Here is a 15,260-nt window from a genome sequence, read left to right on the forward strand (position 1 = left end):
CTGAATGAAACCTATGCTCTCGATACTGGCGATTGCCGCCATGACCGCGGCGGCGCCGCTGGCTGTTCCGATGGCCGAGGCCGCCTCGGCGATCCATTTCGAGAAAGGCACCGACCACGGGGCCGTCACCGGTAAGGTCACCGGCAACGACGATGTCGAATATACGCTGGGCGCCAAGGCGGGCCAGAAAATGGGCGTCACGCTCGCCGTCGACAGCACCGATGGCGACGGCACGGTCTATTTCAACATCACCCCACCGGGGGGCGGCATGTCGATCTATACCGGCTCGATGGCGGACGACCCGCGCTATGCCGAGGTGAAATTGCCGACGAGCGGAAATTATACCATCACGGTCTATCAGATGGGCAATGACAAGGACGCCGGAAAGACCGCGCATTTCTCGCTGGTCGTGACGATCGACTGACCTTGTCACCGCGGGCGTGCTGCCAAGACTTCAGGGGAGCGCGCAGGCCCGCCCCGCGCCATCATGCCAGACGATCCGCCTCGACAAGTCCTGCTTTTTTTAATCCAGCGCTGGCGGCCAGAGAGGGGTCATTCGAACTCCATCTGCTCATAGACCAGACCGGCATTCTTGGTCGCCAGTTCCTCGAACGTGTCGAGGTGCTGATAGGGGGACTGGTCGATGTAATAGGCGCCGGCCAGGTCGCCGCCCTCGTCGATGTGCGCGCCGATCTTTGCACGCAGATAGACGAGATAGTCGTGGGTATAGCGGCGTACCTGATCCATGTTGGTCGGATGGCCATGGCCCGGGATGACATAGGTGGCGCCGAGCGGCTCGAACGCCGTCTCCCATGTCTCGATCCAGGCGGCGGTGTCGGTATCGGCAAAGATCGGCAGCATCCGTTCGTGAAATGCCATGTCGCCCGCGATCACCAGCCCTTGATCGGGTAGCCAGACCTGGATGTCGCCGGGGCTGTGGGCAGGGCCGAGGTGCAAGACCTCGATCCGGGTGTCGCCCATCGACGCGTCATAGCTGTCCTCGAAGGTGATCGTCGGCAGTTGAACCTCGGTCCCCTCGGCCTTGTCGCGGTTATAGCCGCGCATTGCCTCGAGCAGGCGGAAGCCGTCGCGCTCGACCGCTTCGGCAGCCTCGGCATGGGCAAGGATCGGCACGCCCTGCGCCGCCCAATAGGAATTTCCCAGCACCGCGTGGCCCTGCCCGTTTTCGTCGATCACCAGCTTTACCGGCTGGTCGGTGACTTGCCGGATCTCGTCATGCAGCGCCTCGGCCAGGATCGCGGCCGCACCACCGTTGATCACCACCACCCCGTCCGAGGTGACGATGAAGCTGAGGTTGTTGTTGTGGCCCGAATTCTCGTAGGTGGGCGGCGCGGTTGCGCCGGTCGCGGTCCAGACGCCGGGGATGACCTCGTAGGGTTTCGAATACAGCGGGCTTTGCGGATACTGGTCGGGGATGTCCTCGCTCGATTGCGCCGCAAGGGCGAATGCCGACAGGCCGAGGGCGAGCGTCAGTCTCTGGATCATGGTCTTTCCTCCCGGCCATCACATTCCACGATACGAATGCAAAACACCAGCCCGCACGGCAGGTCGGCGCCATGGTTCTGGCCATTGCGCCGGGAGTCTGGCAAGAGGCGGACAGCACCAAGGGAGGCGTGCGATGACCGATTTCAACTGGACGAGGCAGCAGTTTCATCTGCCGGACGGGGTAATCTATCTCGACGGCAACTCCTTGGGACCGCTGCCAAAGGCGACGCCCGCACGGGTCGCGCGGGTGATGCAGCCCGAGTGGCAGGAGCTGCTGATCGGCGGCTGGAACACGGCCGGCTGGCACCGTCTGCCCGAGGCACTGGGCGACCGGATCGCCGCCATGATCGGCGCCGAGCCCGGGCATGTGGCAGTCGGCGACACGCTGTCGATCAAGGTCTATCAGGCGCTGGCCGCGGCGCTGGCGTTGCGCCCCGAACGGCGTGTGATCCTGTCGGACACCGGGAATTTTCCCTCCGACCTCTATATCGCCGAAGGGCTGGCACGAATGCTGGGGCGCGGATACCGGCTGGTGACCGTGGCGCCCGAGGCGGTCGCGGATCGGCTCGGCGACGACGTGGCGGTGATGATGCTGACCGAGGTCGACTATCGCACAGGCCGGCGCCATGACATGGCGGCCCTGACGGCACAGGCGCACGCGGCCGGTGCCTTGGCGTTGTGGGATCTGGCCCATTCCTTTGGCGCGTTGCCGGTGGACCTGACCGGATGCGACGTCGATTTCGCGGCCGGCTGCACCTATAAGTATATCAACGCCGGGCCGGGCGCGCCGGCCTTCGTCTATGTCGCGCCGCGCCATGCGGATCTGGCCGACACAGTGCTGCAGGGCTGGCAAGGGCACGAGGCGCCCTTCGCCTTCGATCCCGCCTACCGGCCGGCCGCGGGCGTGCAGCGATTGCGCGTCGGCACGCCCGCGGTGCTGCAACTCGCCGGGCTCGACGCCGCGCTCGATGTCTGGGAGAACGTCGATATCGCCGAGGTGCGGGCGCGGTCGATGGCACTCTCCGAACGCTTCCTCGCCGGGGTCGAGGCCGCTTGCCCGATGCTGGAACTCGGCTCGCCGCGCGATCCAGAGGCGCGCGGCAGCCAGATCTCGTTCCGCCACGCCGAGGGCTATGCCGTGATGCAGGCGCTGATTTCCCGCGGCGTGATCGGGGATTTCCGGGCACCCGACGTGCTGCGATTTGGAATCGCGCCGCTCTATATCGGCGAGGCCGAGATCGATGCCGCGGTGGCGATCCTGGCCGAGGTCATGGCCGAAGGGCTGTGGGACCGGCCGGAGTTCAAGGCGCGGGCAGAGGTCACATGATCCCGCCGATCCGGCAGGGCGGCGCGGCGGACGCCCCGGCCTGCTTTTCGGTCCATGTCGAAGCCGTGCGCAACGGCACCGCGCCCCATTAACCGCCGAGCAAGCGCATGCCCGGGCCCCGAGCGAGACGGTCGCGGACTGGCTGCCGCCGCGGCTGAGGGCGGGCCTCGCCTGGATCTCCGAAACGCCCGGCCCAATGGGAGGCGCCGCATCTTCGATGCGGGCGTCACCGGGCGGGAGCGCCGCCCTGCCCGTTCAGTCGAGCCAGGTGTCGTAGTCGCTGACCAGCAGATGCGTCGGCGCGACATCTTCCTCGATCTTCGCGAATCGGCCGATCGGCTCGCGGAACACATTGTCGGTCAGATCGTCGTTGACGGTCGAGACCTCGCCGATCAGCACATCGCCGCCCTCGCCCCAGAACGCGTGCCAGTCGCCGGGCATCAGCGTCACGCTTTCGCCGGGCGCCAGCATCAACACATCGCCCGGGGCGAAGTTGCGCACGATCCCGTCGCAGCGGACAGCACCGCCGGCGGCCTCGTCAAAGTTGCCCTCGGGGTCCGAGCCGAACAGCTCGACCGCCAGCGTCGCACCACCGCGGTTGATGATGTCCTCGGCCTTGATGATATGGCGATGCATCGGGCTGATCTGGTCCTGGCGCGAGATCAGCAGTTTCTCGGCATAGCACATGCCGCCGCCCCGCTTGAGATCCGCCAGTTCGCCGTTGCGCAGGGTGAACAGGAACAGGCCCAGCCGATCAAAGTCGCCCTGCCCGTAGTCGGTGATATCCCAGCCCATGCGCGATGTGACGATCCGCCGGGTCGCCTCGCCGCTGGCGCGAAACTCCTCGGGCGACAGATAGGCAAACGGCGGCAGGACGAAGCCATAGTGCCGGATCATCTCGTCGGCCGCGGCCATGATCTCGTTGATGCGTGATCGTTTCATGGGCTCCCCCTCAAGCTCGGGCAGCGGGCGAACCTGCCCGTCCCGGGCATCTGCCGGGTGCTGCGGATCCGGTCTAGCGCCGAACGGCGCCGGGGTCCACGCCCCGGCGATGCCGGCTCAGGCGCTGCGCCTTGCGGGGGCGCGGCGCCGCGCTGCCCAGTCGGCGAGTGCCGCGCCGAACGCCTCGAACAGCGGGCGCGACACCGGATCGCGCGCCGCGCGGAATTCAGGATGCCACTGCACCGACAGGGTGAAGCCCGCGGCGCCATCGACATGGATCGCCTCGGGCGTGCCGTCGGGCGCGTGGCCGTCGATGACGATCCGCTTGCCGGGCTGCTTGATGCCCTGGCCGTGCAGGGTGTTCGTCATCACCTCGCGGGTGCCATACAGCTTGTGGAACGGGCTGCCCTCGGTGAACTCGACCTTGTGGCGCAGCGCGAATTTTTCCTCAAGCGTGCCCTCTGGGGGCATCCGGTGGTTCATGCGTCCGGGCAGGTCGCGGATCTCGGGATAGAGCGATCCGCCCATGGCCACATTGACCTCCTGGAATCCCCGGCAAATCCCCAGGAACGGCTGGCCGCGTTCGACAAGCGCCCGCACCAGCGGCAGCGCAATCGCGTCGCGGGCCCGGTCGAAGACGCCATGCGCCTCGGTCGCTTCCTCGCCATATTCGTCGGGATGAACGTTTGGCCGGCCGCCTGTCAGCAGGAACCCGTCGCAGACCTCGAGCAGTTCGGGCACCGAAACGTAGCGCGGATCCGCCGGGATCAGCAACGGCAGCGCGTGTGAGACCTCGGCCACGGCCTCGGAGGTCATGGTGCCGCCGGAATGGGCGGGATAAGTGTCGTTCAGCAAATGAAAGTTGCTGATTATTCCGACGACGGGACGGGTCATTCTGCTCTCCGGAACCTTTCCCTTCCAACCTACGTGGCGCGGCCGCGTCACTCAATGGCAAGGATGCGTCAGACGTGCCTCGGCGCGGCTGCGGCACGAGCCGGCAGCGACGCCGAGGCCCGACGCCTGCATCATGGGCAGACTTGCCGGCGGCGGCGCAGGGCAAGCAATGCCCCGACCCCTCCCGCCAGCAGAGGGAGGCTTGCTGGCAGCGGCGTAGCTGCCAAATTCATCGCCCGGGAAACGCTCGCGATGTTGACGAAAAAGCTCTCCGCGACAGTCGAGGCCGGATCGTCAAAGAAGTTTCCGTCGCCAAGGCCGATCACCAGACCCCGACCGTATTGCCGCTGAACGACAGCTGCGTTTTCGCCGATTGTGGCGAGGACGTCGTAGTCGCCCGGGGCAAAATAGCCGCCCGAGCCAAAGCCCAGGTCCGCCCCCGCGACCTCGCCCGCCAGCAGCGCATCGGGACCGCTGCCCCAGATCCCGCCCGACAGCGACGCCTCTACCAGGGTCAGTCCGAAGGGCGTCATCCAGCTGTTGGCAGCCGCCGTGAAGTTCTGGTTGTCACCGCCGAGCACCAGCACACCGCCCTGTTGCACCCAGGCCTGCAGGGCCGTTATCTCGGCTGCGGCGGCGTAACCCGCGGTCGTGCCGAGGATCGCCGGCAACCCGGTGACAAAGACGTCGACCGCCGCCAGATAGTCCGAGGTAACGACCCTTGTGGGTGCCGCGGCCTCGTTTCCGGCGTCAAGAAGGGCTGCGAGGACATCCTCGTATTTCGACCCGGTCAGCGCAAAGCCGATATGGACGCGCGAGGTGTCGAGGCTGCCGATGGTGGTCGCATGGGCCGACGTCGAGAGGGCCAGCAGCCCGAGGGCTGCCGGAAGTAGGAAACGAGACATGGAGGAACCCCGATACTGGTTACAGACACCGCGGATCGACACGACCCGCGCACCGGAGCGTTTTCCCCCATTCGCGTTTGAAACCGGTTAACGGCGGTCCGAGATCTCGAAGCCCATTCCGGGCGCCACTCCCAACGGGTCCCGGTGCCGGATGGCATCGCGACCGGGCGGAAGAGCCCGCGCCCCAGGTCCTGCGCGCGAGCTCGACCTATGCCTCGCCTGCCTGCCTGGCCTTCACCTGACGGCGGCGGTAATGCAGCGTCGGTTCGGTATAGCCCGAGGGCCAGTTGCCGTCGTTGAACACCAGATCGCAGGCCGCCTGAAAGGCATGGCCGCCGAATTCGGGTGCCATCGGCCGATAGTCCGGGTCGCCGGCGTTCTGGCCATCCACCTTCTCGGCCATGCGCCGCATCGCGTTCATCACCTGACCGTTGTCGACGACGCCGTGGTGCAGCCAGTTGACCAGCGCCTGCGACGAGATCCGGCAGGTCGCCCGATCCTCCATCAGCCCGACGTCGTTGATGTCGGGGACCTTGGAACAGCCGACGCCCTGATTGACCCAGCGCACCACATAGCCAAGGATCCCCTGCGCGCAGTTCTCGATCTCGGCTTCTATCTCGTCGTCGCTGAGCGGGTGGGTCAGCAGCGGGATGGTCAGCAGCTGATCGAGGCTCGCCCGTGGCGTGCCCCCGGTTTCGCGCGCGATGTCGTCGAGCCGCCGGAACACGTCGACGATGTGGTAATGCGTGGCATGCAGCGTCGCCGCGGTCGGGCTTGGCACCCAGGCGCAGGTCGCGCCCGCCATCGGATGGGCGATCTTCTGGGCCAGCATGTCGGCCATCTTGTCGGGGGCAGCCCACATGCCCTTGCCGATCTGGGCGCGTCCCTTCAACCCGCAGGCAAGCCCGATGTCGACGTTGCGCAACTCGTAGGCGCCAAGCCAGGCCGCGCGCTTCATCTCTGCCTTCGGCACCATCGGCCCCGCTTCCATCGAGGTCGAGGTCTCGTCGCCGGTGCGGTCGAGGAACCCGGTGTTGATGAAGCAGACCCGGTGCCGCGCGGCCGCGATGCAGGCCGCAAGGTTGACCGAGGTGCGCCGCTCCTCGTCCATGATGCCGATCTTCACGGTATAGCGCGGCAGACCGAGGATTTCCTCGACCCGGGTGAAGATATCGTCGGCAAAGGCCACCTCGTCGGGGCCGTGCATCTTGGGCTTGACCACATAGATCGAGCCGGTCGCGGTGTTCACCGATCCGCCCGGCCGCCTGAGATCGTGAAGCGCGATCAGGACCGAGATCAGCGCGTCGAGCACGCCTTCGGGGATCTCGTGACCCTCGGCATCGAGCACCGCAGGCGTCGTCATCAGATGGCCGACATTGCGCACCAGCATCAGCGCACGGCCCTTCAGCCTCTGCGGCGTGCCCTGCGGATCGGTATAGGCAATGTCGGGGGCAAGCTTGCGGGCAAAGCTCTGGCCGCCCTTGCTGACGGTTTCGACCAGATCGCCCTTCATCAGCCCCAGCCAGTTGCGATAGGCATGGGCCTTGTCCGGCCCGTCGACGCAGGCGACGCTGTCTTCCATATCCATGATGGTCGAGATCGCGGCCTCGAGCATCATGTCCGAGATGCCGGCCGGATCGCTGGCGCCGACCGCGGTCGAGGGGTCGAGGATCAGGCGGATGTGCAGCCCGTGAACCTTCAGCAGCACCTCCTTGAGCGTGCCGTCCGCGTCCCGCACGGTGCCCGCGAAATCCGCGGGGCGATCGAGCGCGGTCATCCCGCCCTTCAGGATCAGCCCCAGGATCGGCCCGTCAAAGGTGAACCCCGTGACATCGGCCCAGCGGCCGGCGGCCAGCGGCGCAACCCTGTCGAGATGGGACTTGGCCCAGCGGATGACCTCGGCCCCGCGCGCCGTGTCATATCCCGGTGCGGCCGGAACGCTGCCGAGGGCATCGGTGCCATAGAGCGCGTCATAAAGGCTGCCCCAGCGGGCGTTGGCCGCGTTCAGCGCATAGCGGGCATTGGTGATCGGGACCACCAGTTGCGGCCCGGCGATCGAGGTGAACTCGGGATCGACGCCCGCGGTCTCGATCGTGAAGGGCGCGGGTTCCGGAACCAGATAGCCGATCTCCTCGAGATAGGCGCGATAGGACACCGGATCGTGCTCGCCCTCGCGTTCCCGGACGTGCCAGGAATCGATCAGCTGGTGAATTCTGGCGCGTTCGGCCAGCAGCGCGGCATTGCGCGGCGCAAAATCCCGCACCATGCCGGCGAGCCCGTCCCAGACCTGTCCAAGCTCGACGCCGGTGCCGACAACCGCCTCGCGTTCCACCAGGTCAGCAAGGCTCTGCTCTATCCGCAGCCCGCTGCGCGTAACATAGGTGTCCACGATGCTCCTCCGCTTTCGTTTCCCTCAACCGCGGGTCGCAACCTAACAGATCTCCAAGGACCATCAATCGCCTGCGCCGCGTCCCGCTGCAGAAAGCCATGGCCGCCGGCCAGTGTCACGTGCCGATCGCAAGCGGCCGGACCACGGCCGCCCGCTTGTCCGCAGCCCCGGGCGGCAGATCAGTCCCCGGCCGCCTCGACGACGATCGAATCGAGCAGTGCCTGAACCTCCTGCATCGGACCGTCGGGATAGGTGCGATGCCCGATCAGGACCTCGCCATCCTTTTCGGTCACGAAGATCGAATAGGGGCAATGGGCGATATTCATCGGGTCGGCTTCCATCACCTTGCGCGACACCACGGCCGAGCAGAACAGGAAGATGTCGGCATTGTCGAAGATCACGACATCGCTGCCGACATCGGCGCCGGTGCGGTTCATCATCTCGCCGGTGTGACTGACATAGTCGATCACCAGCCCACGGCCGACAATGGCCGATTCGACGGCGAAGGTCGCATCGTCGAACGACCCGTCGAAGGCATGCGTCACCGCCTCCTGCGCAAAGGCGGGCAGTGCCAGCCCCATGCAGGCAACGACGGCTGCGGACAATTTGTGACGGCGGATCATGGCATCTCCCCTTGCAATGAATTCCGGTGCCCGGGGCCAAGCCTTGGCCCGCCCCGGGCGATCATGTCGACTCGGCCTTGCCAGCGATCAGGAGTTCGACTCGATGAAGGCGATCACCGCCTTGATCTCGTCGTCCTTCTTCAGCCCGGCAAAGGCCATCTTGTTCCCCTTAATATAGGCCTTTGGGTCGGCGAGGTATTCCGAAATCGTGGTCTCGTTCCAGACCAGGCCACCGCCGCCCGCATCGGTCATGGCCGGCGAATACCTGAACCCCTCCTCGGTGCCCGCGGTGCGGCCGACGAGACCGGTCAGGACCGGGCCGACCTTGTTCTTGGCCCCCTCGCCCACGGCGTGGCAGGCCTGGCATTTCTTGAATACCTTCGCGCCTGCGGCCACCAGTTCGGGATCCTGCGCCATGGTCATCGCCGCCGCGGGGGCGGCCGCGGCCTCGGGGGCCACGACATCGGTGTTCGGCGCCTCGGCCACCGCGACGACCGCCGCGGCCTCGGGCATCGCCTCGGGTTCGGCGGCTGGCGTCGCCGTCTCGGCGCCCGCGTCCATCCCCTGCATCGCCGCCGCATCGACGACAACATCACTGCCGCCGTGATCCGGCGTCACGTCGAGAACGGCGGCACGCATGGTGATCTCGACGCTGTCCTTGCAGTTCTCCATGCAGGGGGCCTGGCTGAACTTGCCGTATTCGGTCGCGTCCCGGTCATCGACGAAGAAGCCGTCGGCATTGGGCATTTCGACGTCGAGGAAGGTTTCCTTCGACAGCACGAAATCGTCCTCCACGAGGTCGTTCGAATAGACGATATAGGCCACCAGCGCATAGACATCGTCGTCGCTCATGGTCTGGGCAGCGCCGAAGGGCATCGAGCGGCGGACATAATCGTAGGTCGTCGACAGGTGCGGCCAGAAGGAACCAACCGTCTTCAGCGGATCGTCGCGGTTGAGCGTGCCCATCCCGCCGGCAAGCTTTGGCCAGTTGTCGACGCCTTCGGCGAACTCCCCGTGGCAGACCGCGCAGTTCTCCGAGAACAGCATTTCGCCATCCTCGACCGACCCCGACCCTTCCGGCAGGTTGCGGCCGTCGGGCATGATCTCCTTGGTCCAGGCCGTGATCTCTTCGGGCAGCGCAGTCCGGCCTAGGCCGAACTTGCCATGCGGCGGCGCTGTGTCGTCGCCGGCCATGGTCAGGGCATCGCCCTCGCCCTGCAGCCGATCCGTGCTGCCATCGACCAGTGGCGCCGCCGCGATATCGGCCGCAGCCGCCGTGTCCGGTGCCGCATCGGCCGCAGTTTCGGTAGCCGTGCCGGTGGCCGTGTCTACGGCAGTTTCTGTGGCCGCCATGTCGCTGGCGGCGGGGTCGGCGGCGACTGTGGCCGCAACCTCCGGCACCGCGGTTCCGGTTTCGGCAACCGCGACCGCTGCGGCGGGCGCCTCGGCCGGCGCGGGTTCGGCAGCGGCAGGTTCGGGCGCCACGTCGGCTGCAACCGCCGCTTCGGCGATCTGCCGCGCCGCTTCCTGTTGCGCCTGCTGCGCGGCCTCGGCCGCAACCTCGGCCGCCTTCGTCGTGGCGCGGTCGTTCATCCCGACCGAGACCCCGATGGCCGACAGCCCGAGCACCCCCACCAGGGCAAGCTGACCCGGAAATTCCTTAGGAAATCTCGACATTCTCGGCCTCCCCGTTCGGCTGGACCCACCAGGTCTGAATGCCGTTGTTGTGATAGACCGAGTTCAGCCCGCGCACCTCGCGCAGCTGGTTCTTGGTCGGCTGGACATAGCCCGTGGCGTCATGCGCCCGGCTTTGCAGGAACATCTCTTCGCCCTGCCAGTCGTAATCGAGGTAGAACCGGGTCAGCGCCTTGTCCTGCCCGGGGGCGGCCAGCCGCGCCTTCATCCAGTTCTTGCCGCCATCGACGGTCACGTCGACTTCGGTGATCGCCCCGCGGCCCGACCAGGCAAGCCCGGTGATGACCAGCGGCCCGTGGCCATGGGTGATCGGCGCCTGCGGGCTGGGGCTGGTGATGACCGACTTCGCGTCCATCACCCAGGTCCATTTGCGGCTGGTGCCGTCGGCCATGGTGTCGGTGTATTTCGAGGTCTCCTCGCGGCTTTCGACCGCGGCATCCGTCACCTCGATGCGGCGCAGCCACTTGATCCACATGTTGCCTTCCCAGCCCGGCACCACCAGGCGCACGGGATAGCCATGCTCCATGCGCAGCGCCTCGCCATTGGCCTTGAAGGCGACGAGGCAGTCGTCGAGCGCCTTGTCGAGCGGGATCGAGCGGCCGTTCGAGGACGCATCCGCCCCCTCGACATAGACCCACTTGCCCTCGGTCTTCACCCCGGCTTCGTCGAGCAGGGTGCGCAGCGGCACGCCGGAATACTCCATGTTGTGGATCATGCCATGGGTGAACTGGGCCCCGTTCAACTGGGCACCGGCCCATTCCATGCCGGTGTTGGCGGCGCATTCCAGAAAAAAGGTGCGGTTGATGCGCGGGAACCGTTCCAGATCCTCATAGGTGAAGACCAGCGGCGTATCGACAAGGCCGTTGATCATCAGCCGATAGTCTTCCTTGCGCAGGCTGATCGCACCCGAATGGTGCCGCTCGAAGGCGCAGCCCTGCGGGGTGATCGTGCCGTCGAGCGCATGGATCGGCGAGAAGTTGATCGAGCTGATGGTGTCCGCGGTCAGCCATGCGACGTTACGGCGGATCACGTCGGATTCATATTCGATCGGCAGGCCATAGGGCGTGGCATCGACGCCGGCACCGGTGGCGCTGGCCCATTCCTGCACTTCGGTGATCAGCGGGTCGGGGGTCACTGCGGCTCTGGCGGCGGGGCTTGCCACGGCACCTGCGCCAACGGCGGCTGCCCCGGCCAGGAATTGCCGCCGGGAGGGCGCGAGGCCGGCGCCGCTCTTCTGGTCCTTGGTGGTCATCGGGGATGTCCTCCTTCGTTGCGGAAAACGCCGGGCCGGCCCGGCTGCGGTTTCGACGGACAGGCCAGAACGCCGGTCGCGAATGATGTGTCAGACCGGCTCAGATGCCGGTCACGATGACGGATGTGTTGGGCCTGGTGCTGACGGTGCCCAAATTGCGCACGTGCTCCTCGACCACGTCCCAGATCTGCGGCCCCTCGGTGCCCTCGTTGACGCTCGCCCAGCCCGCCACGACATAGGTCTTGGCCGGGTCGATGGCCTCGCCGGTTTTCAGATGCACCATGTCGGTGATCCGGCTGCCCTGCGGTTTGGTGATGTCGATGGTATATCCCATGCCACCGATCCGGACCATGTCGCCGCCCTGCTGATAATAGGGGTCGGTGTTGAACAGGTTGTCGGCCACGTCTTCCATGATGACATGGATGAATTCGCCTGTCATTTCGGTGCGATAGGCCTTGCCGTAGGTCATCGAGGTGACGTTCCAGATATCCTCGCGGGTGATCGGCGAGCCTGGCAGGATCGACGGGCCCCAGCGCACGCCCGGGCTCATGGCGATATCTGCCTCGCGCACCGTCAGCAGCGCGTCACAGATCAGGTCGTCCCAGCTGCCGTTGAAGTTGCCGCGCCGGAACAGGGTCGCGTCGCCGTCGGTCTCGCCGATCACCTCTTCGAGCTGTTCGACATAGGGCGCGCGCTGTTCCTCGATCACCGCCGCCATCTCGGGATCGGGGGCGATCACGTCCGAGAAGATCGGGATCAGCTTGTGCCGGAAGCCCATCAGTTGCCCGTCCCGCACATCGAGATCGACGCGGCTGACGAACTTGCCGTTCGAGCCGGAGGCCACGATGATCGTTTGGCCGACCAGCACCGGCTCGGGCAGCGCGTCATGGGTGTGGCCCGACAGGATCACGTCGATGCCCGAAACCTTGGCGGCCATCTTGTGGTCCACATCGAAGCCGTTGTGCGACAGCAGCACGACCACCTCGGCGCCCTCGGCACGGGCCTCGTCCACCATCTCCTGCATCCGCTCGTCGCGGATCCCGAACGAGAATTCGGGGAACATCCAGCCCGGATTGGCAATCGGCATGTAGGGGAAGGCCTGACCGATCACGGCGATCTTGGTGCCGCCGCGTTCGAACATCTTGTAGCTTTCGAAATACTCCGAATGCTCGTCCCATTCCTTGTCGAAGATGTTCTGGCCAAGCGCGGCAAAGGGCAGCTCGCCCACCAGTTCGAGCAGCCGTTCCGAGCCGAGCGTGAATTCCCAGTGAAAGGTCATGGCGTCGGGCTTGAGCTGGTTCATGGCGTTGACCATGTCCTGACCGGCCGAGTGATAGCAGGTGTAGGAGCCGTGCCAGGTGTCGCCGCCGTCAAGCAGCAGCGCATCGGGGCGTGCGGCGCGGATCGAATTGACCACGGTCGCAACCCGGTCGAGCCCGCCGACGCGGCCGTATTCCTTCCCGAGCGCTGCAAAGTCGTTGTAGGTCAGCGCATAGGCGTCGGGCGAGCCATCCGCGATGCCATAAAGCCGGCGAAAGTCGGCCCCGGTGACATGGGGCACCCGGCCGCGCGCATCGCCGACGCCCAGGTTGATCTCGGGTTCGCGGAAATAGACCGGCTTCAGCTGGGCGTGGATGTCGGTCACATGGATCAGCGTCACATTGCCGAACGTATCGAACTCCAGCAGCTGATCCTGCGTCAGCTTCTGCTGGGCGGCCAGACGGGCCCAGTTGCCAAAGCCCGAGGCCCCGACGATGGCGGACGCGGCCATCGAGACCTGCAGAAAGTCACGGCGCGAGATCATGCGTTCACTTCCCCTGTGCCACGCATAAACATGCGTGATTTTGAATGGATTGAGCCAAGAAAAACCCCGCTCGGCGTCTTGGCCGCGCGGGGCGCTGTATATCAGTTGCGGACGGACGGTCCTTCGACCGACAGGCCGTTGCCGCGCGAGGCGACATAAAGCTCGAGCGCCGTGAACTCCGGGCTGCCGATGTCGAACGGCACGCCGCGGGTGTCGCGGATGCAGCCCTTGAACCGGTTCTGGATCGACACCAGTGCCGCATCCTTCAGTCGGTAGGACGGGAAGGCATTGGTCTGGCCCTGGCTCAGGTGATCGGCGCGGATCCAGTCCCCGTAATGGTCCTCGTGGCAATTCGAGCAGGCAAGCTCCAGTTGCCCATAGCGGGTGTAATAGATCTCCTTGCCCTTCTCCCAGGTCTCCTGGGCCGGGCCGTCGATTGCCACGTTCATCGGAATGCCGCGGGATTCATAGGACATCAGCGCCGACATGTTGGTCATGTCCTTGCTGTTGAGGCCCCAGGCTTCGGCGCCCATCCGTTCGGTCCGGCAGGTGTTGATCGTCTGCTCGAGCGTCCAGACCTCGCCGGCGTTCTCGTTCCATTTCGGATAGACCGCACGGACACCGACCATCTGGCCGTCCTCCAGCGCACCGTGGCAGTCCGAACAGGCCTTGCCGGCCGTGCCTTCAACCGAATCCCAGGCCTCCATGGCCGACTCGACACCGAGCATGCCCGGGTTGTCGAAATCGTCGCGCTGAACGTCCCGCGTGTCTTCGGACCGGAACAGCCAGCCCGAATAGATCTCGTCGAACGCGCCCAGATGGGCGGGCGCCGGGGCCTTGGTGACGATCTCGATATCATCGTTGATGACAAGCTCGTCCTCCGCCATTTCCGCGGACGCAAGCGGCGCGTGGGCGATGGCGAGAGCCCCTGCGAGCGCCGTGTAAGCCCAGAATTTCATCTCTCGTGTCCTCCCGTTGGGTCGCCCCGCCCTGCAATAGATCTGCGGGGCGGGCTGTGCCTCACGTTCCGGTTGCGTCCGGGGTATCAGCCGATCTCGATCGCCTTGACGTCCTCGTAGACCGACCCGTCGTCGTCGTACCACGTGAACTTGAACTCGCCCGCTTCAGGCACCTTGGCATCGAATTCGATGTAGGGATTGGTCGAGATCGCCGACTCGAGCGTGACATCGACCACGTTCTCGCCGTTGAAATCGCAGGTGAAGCGATGGATGATCGAGCGCGGGATGACGTTGCCGTCCTTGTCCTTGCGCTGCCCGGATTCCATCGGGTGGGAAATCAGGGTCTTGATCGTGATGACCTCGCCGGCCGCAGCACTTTTCGGGACTTTGACGCGGGGTTTAACACCGTCTGCCATTCTGTTGTTCTCCTGAGAAACTCTGGGAAATGCTGTCTCCGGCCCCGGGCGCGCTGGCCCGCCGGAAAAGCACCCGTGTCAGCCGCCGCAGCCGCCGATGGTCACCTTCACGGTCGAAGAGGCCTGGGCAAAGCTGCCGTCGGCCATCTTGGCAATGGCCAACACGTCCTGGGTTCCGGCCAGCCGGATCCGGGTCGAGGCCGTCTGCGAACCGGCGAGCGGCCCGAACTTGAACGTCGCCACGCCCGGGGTGGGGTTGCCGGCCGCCACGATCATGATCTCGCTCGCACCCGGCGCATCGACCGTAATCGGCACTGTGTTGCCATTCTCGGCAATCTCCGGGGCGGTCAGTGTGACGCCGCTGTTGCCGATGGCGCCACCGCCGGTGAAGGCGGCAATCACCTCGTCGGCAGAAGCGCTCGCACGGAAGGGCATGACGCCCATGGCGACGGCGCCAAGGCCAAGGGCCAGCGTCTCGCGTCGTGAGAAGTTCATTCCTGTCTCCTTGAATTGGGAACGGCTTGAATGGGCAGGTGCAAACCGCACCG

The 15,260-nt window shown here is 65.9% G+C and carries 14 protein-coding genes; 2 read left to right on the forward strand and 12 right to left on the reverse strand.

Annotated elements, in window-relative coordinates:
- Positions 1 to 4 precede the first annotated feature (4 nt).
- Positions 5 to 424: a hypothetical protein gene (locus tag DQG17_RS07445; RefSeq protein WP_157973550.1), complete on the forward strand. Its 420-nt coding sequence runs from the start codon at positions 5 to 7 to the stop codon at positions 422 to 424.
- A 128-nt stretch (positions 425 to 552) separates the two neighbouring features.
- On the opposite strand, the gene DQG17_RS07450 is transcribed toward DQG17_RS07445, so the two are convergent.
- Complete coding sequence (locus tag DQG17_RS07450) at positions 553 to 1,506, reverse strand: MBL fold metallo-hydrolase (RefSeq protein WP_116132076.1); 954 nt, start codon at positions 1,504 to 1,506, stop codon at positions 553 to 555.
- Positions 1,507 to 1,639: 133 nt separating this feature from the next.
- Here DQG17_RS07450 and kynU point away from each other — a divergent pair, with 133 nt between their 5' ends.
- Positions 1,640 to 2,833: a kynureninase gene (kynU, locus tag DQG17_RS07455; protein ID WP_116132077.1), complete on the forward strand. Its 1,194-nt coding sequence runs from the start codon at positions 1,640 to 1,642 to the stop codon at positions 2,831 to 2,833.
- 255 nt (positions 2,834 to 3,088) lie between these two features.
- Here the strand turns inward: kynU and DQG17_RS07460 are convergent, their stop codons facing one another.
- The 11 genes from DQG17_RS07460 to soxY all read right to left on the reverse strand — a co-directional run bounded on the left by DQG17_RS07460 (position 3,089) and on the right by soxY (position 15,207).
- Positions 3,089 to 3,775 carry a D-lyxose/D-mannose family sugar isomerase gene (locus tag DQG17_RS07460; RefSeq protein WP_116132078.1) on the reverse strand — a complete coding sequence of 229 codons (687 nt, stop codon included), beginning with the start codon at positions 3,773 to 3,775 and terminating at the stop codon, positions 3,089 to 3,091.
- A gap of 117 nt (positions 3,776 to 3,892) precedes the next feature.
- Entirely contained in the window at positions 3,893 to 4,669 is a 777-nt protein-coding gene (locus tag DQG17_RS07465) for a gamma-glutamyl-gamma-aminobutyrate hydrolase family protein (RefSeq protein WP_116132079.1), read from the reverse strand.
- A gap of 131 nt (positions 4,670 to 4,800) precedes the next feature.
- Complete coding sequence (locus DQG17_RS07470; protein ID WP_116132080.1) at positions 4,801 to 5,574, reverse strand: VPLPA-CTERM sorting domain-containing protein; 774 nt, start codon at positions 5,572 to 5,574, stop codon at positions 4,801 to 4,803.
- A gap of 208 nt (positions 5,575 to 5,782) precedes the next feature.
- Positions 5,783 to 7,963: a malate synthase G gene (locus DQG17_RS07475; RefSeq protein WP_116132081.1), complete on the reverse strand. Its 2,181-nt coding sequence runs from the start codon at positions 7,961 to 7,963 to the stop codon at positions 5,783 to 5,785.
- Positions 7,964 to 8,142: 179 nt separating this feature from the next.
- On the reverse strand, positions 8,143 to 8,544 hold the full coding sequence (locus tag DQG17_RS07480) for a DUF302 domain-containing protein (RefSeq protein ID WP_232829392.1): 402 nt from the start codon (positions 8,542 to 8,544) through the stop codon (positions 8,143 to 8,145).
- Between the two features lie 129 nt (positions 8,545 to 8,673).
- Positions 8,674 to 10,263, reverse strand: coding sequence for a c-type cytochrome (locus DQG17_RS07485; RefSeq protein ID WP_369907996.1), 1,590 nt, complete (start codon positions 10,261 to 10,263; stop codon positions 8,674 to 8,676).
- On the reverse strand, positions 10,247 to 11,533 hold the full coding sequence (gene soxC / locus DQG17_RS07490; RefSeq protein WP_116132083.1) for a sulfite dehydrogenase: 1,287 nt from the start codon (positions 11,531 to 11,533) through the stop codon (positions 10,247 to 10,249). Before soxC ends, DQG17_RS07485 begins: the two co-directional genes overlap by 17 nt.
- A gap of 100 nt (positions 11,534 to 11,633) precedes the next feature.
- Positions 11,634 to 13,337, reverse strand: a complete 1,704-nt coding sequence (gene soxB, locus DQG17_RS07495) for a thiosulfohydrolase SoxB (protein ID WP_116132084.1) — start codon at positions 13,335 to 13,337, stop codon at positions 11,634 to 11,636.
- Positions 13,338 to 13,438: 101 nt separating this feature from the next.
- On the reverse strand, positions 13,439 to 14,296 hold the full coding sequence (gene soxA / locus DQG17_RS07500) for a sulfur oxidation c-type cytochrome SoxA (RefSeq protein ID WP_116132085.1): 858 nt from the start codon (positions 14,294 to 14,296) through the stop codon (positions 13,439 to 13,441).
- Positions 14,297 to 14,382: 86 nt separating this feature from the next.
- Complete coding sequence (gene soxZ / locus DQG17_RS07505; protein ID WP_116132086.1) at positions 14,383 to 14,712, reverse strand: thiosulfate oxidation carrier complex protein SoxZ; 330 nt, start codon at positions 14,710 to 14,712, stop codon at positions 14,383 to 14,385.
- Positions 14,713 to 14,790: 78 nt separating this feature from the next.
- On the reverse strand, positions 14,791 to 15,207 hold the full coding sequence (gene soxY, locus DQG17_RS07510; protein WP_116132087.1) for a thiosulfate oxidation carrier protein SoxY: 417 nt from the start codon (positions 15,205 to 15,207) through the stop codon (positions 14,791 to 14,793).
- Positions 15,208 to 15,260 lie beyond the last annotated feature (53 nt).

The organism is Tropicimonas sp. IMCC34043, from assembly GCF_003390845.1.
Taxonomy (GTDB): Bacteria; Pseudomonadota; Alphaproteobacteria; order Rhodobacterales; family Rhodobacteraceae; genus Tropicimonas.

What these genes read in the sequence shown, in the direction of transcription:
- DQG17_RS07480 (WP_232829392.1), bottom strand. Translation starts at nt 8,544, where the DNA reads ATGGGGCTGGCACTGCCCGCCTTTGCGCAGGAGGCGGTGACGCATGCC.
- DQG17_RS07470 (WP_116132080.1), bottom strand. Translation starts at nt 5,574, where the DNA reads ATGTCTCGTTTCCTACTTCCGGCAGCCCTCGGGCTGCTGGCCCTCTCG.
- DQG17_RS07485 (WP_369907996.1), bottom strand. Translation starts at nt 10,263, where the DNA reads ATGTCGAGATTTCCTAAGGAATTTCCGGGTCAGCTTGCCCTGGTGGGG.
- DQG17_RS07460 (WP_116132078.1), bottom strand. Translation starts at nt 3,775, where the DNA reads ATGAAACGATCACGCATCAACGAGATCATGGCCGCGGCCGACGAGATG.
- soxZ (WP_116132086.1), bottom strand. Translation starts at nt 14,712, where the DNA reads ATGGCAGACGGTGTTAAACCCCGCGTCAAAGTCCCGAAAAGTGCTGCG.
- soxC (WP_116132083.1), bottom strand. Translation starts at nt 11,533, where the DNA reads ATGACCACCAAGGACCAGAAGAGCGGCGCCGGCCTCGCGCCCTCCCGG.
- DQG17_RS07465 (WP_116132079.1), bottom strand. Translation starts at nt 4,669, where the DNA reads ATGACCCGTCCCGTCGTCGGAATAATCAGCAACTTTCATTTGCTGAAC.
- DQG17_RS07445 (WP_157973550.1), top strand. Translation starts at nt 5, where the DNA reads ATGAAACCTATGCTCTCGATACTGGCGATTGCCGCCATGACCGCGGCG.
- soxB (WP_116132084.1), bottom strand. Translation starts at nt 13,337, where the DNA reads ATGATCTCGCGCCGTGACTTTCTGCAGGTCTCGATGGCCGCGTCCGCC.
- kynU (WP_116132077.1), top strand. Translation starts at nt 1,640, where the DNA reads ATGACCGATTTCAACTGGACGAGGCAGCAGTTTCATCTGCCGGACGGG.
- soxY (WP_116132087.1), bottom strand. Translation starts at nt 15,207, where the DNA reads ATGAACTTCTCACGACGCGAGACGCTGGCCCTTGGCCTTGGCGCCGTC.
- DQG17_RS07450 (WP_116132076.1), bottom strand. Translation starts at nt 1,506, where the DNA reads ATGATCCAGAGACTGACGCTCGCCCTCGGCCTGTCGGCATTCGCCCTT.
- soxA (WP_116132085.1), bottom strand. Translation starts at nt 14,296, where the DNA reads ATGAAATTCTGGGCTTACACGGCGCTCGCAGGGGCTCTCGCCATCGCC.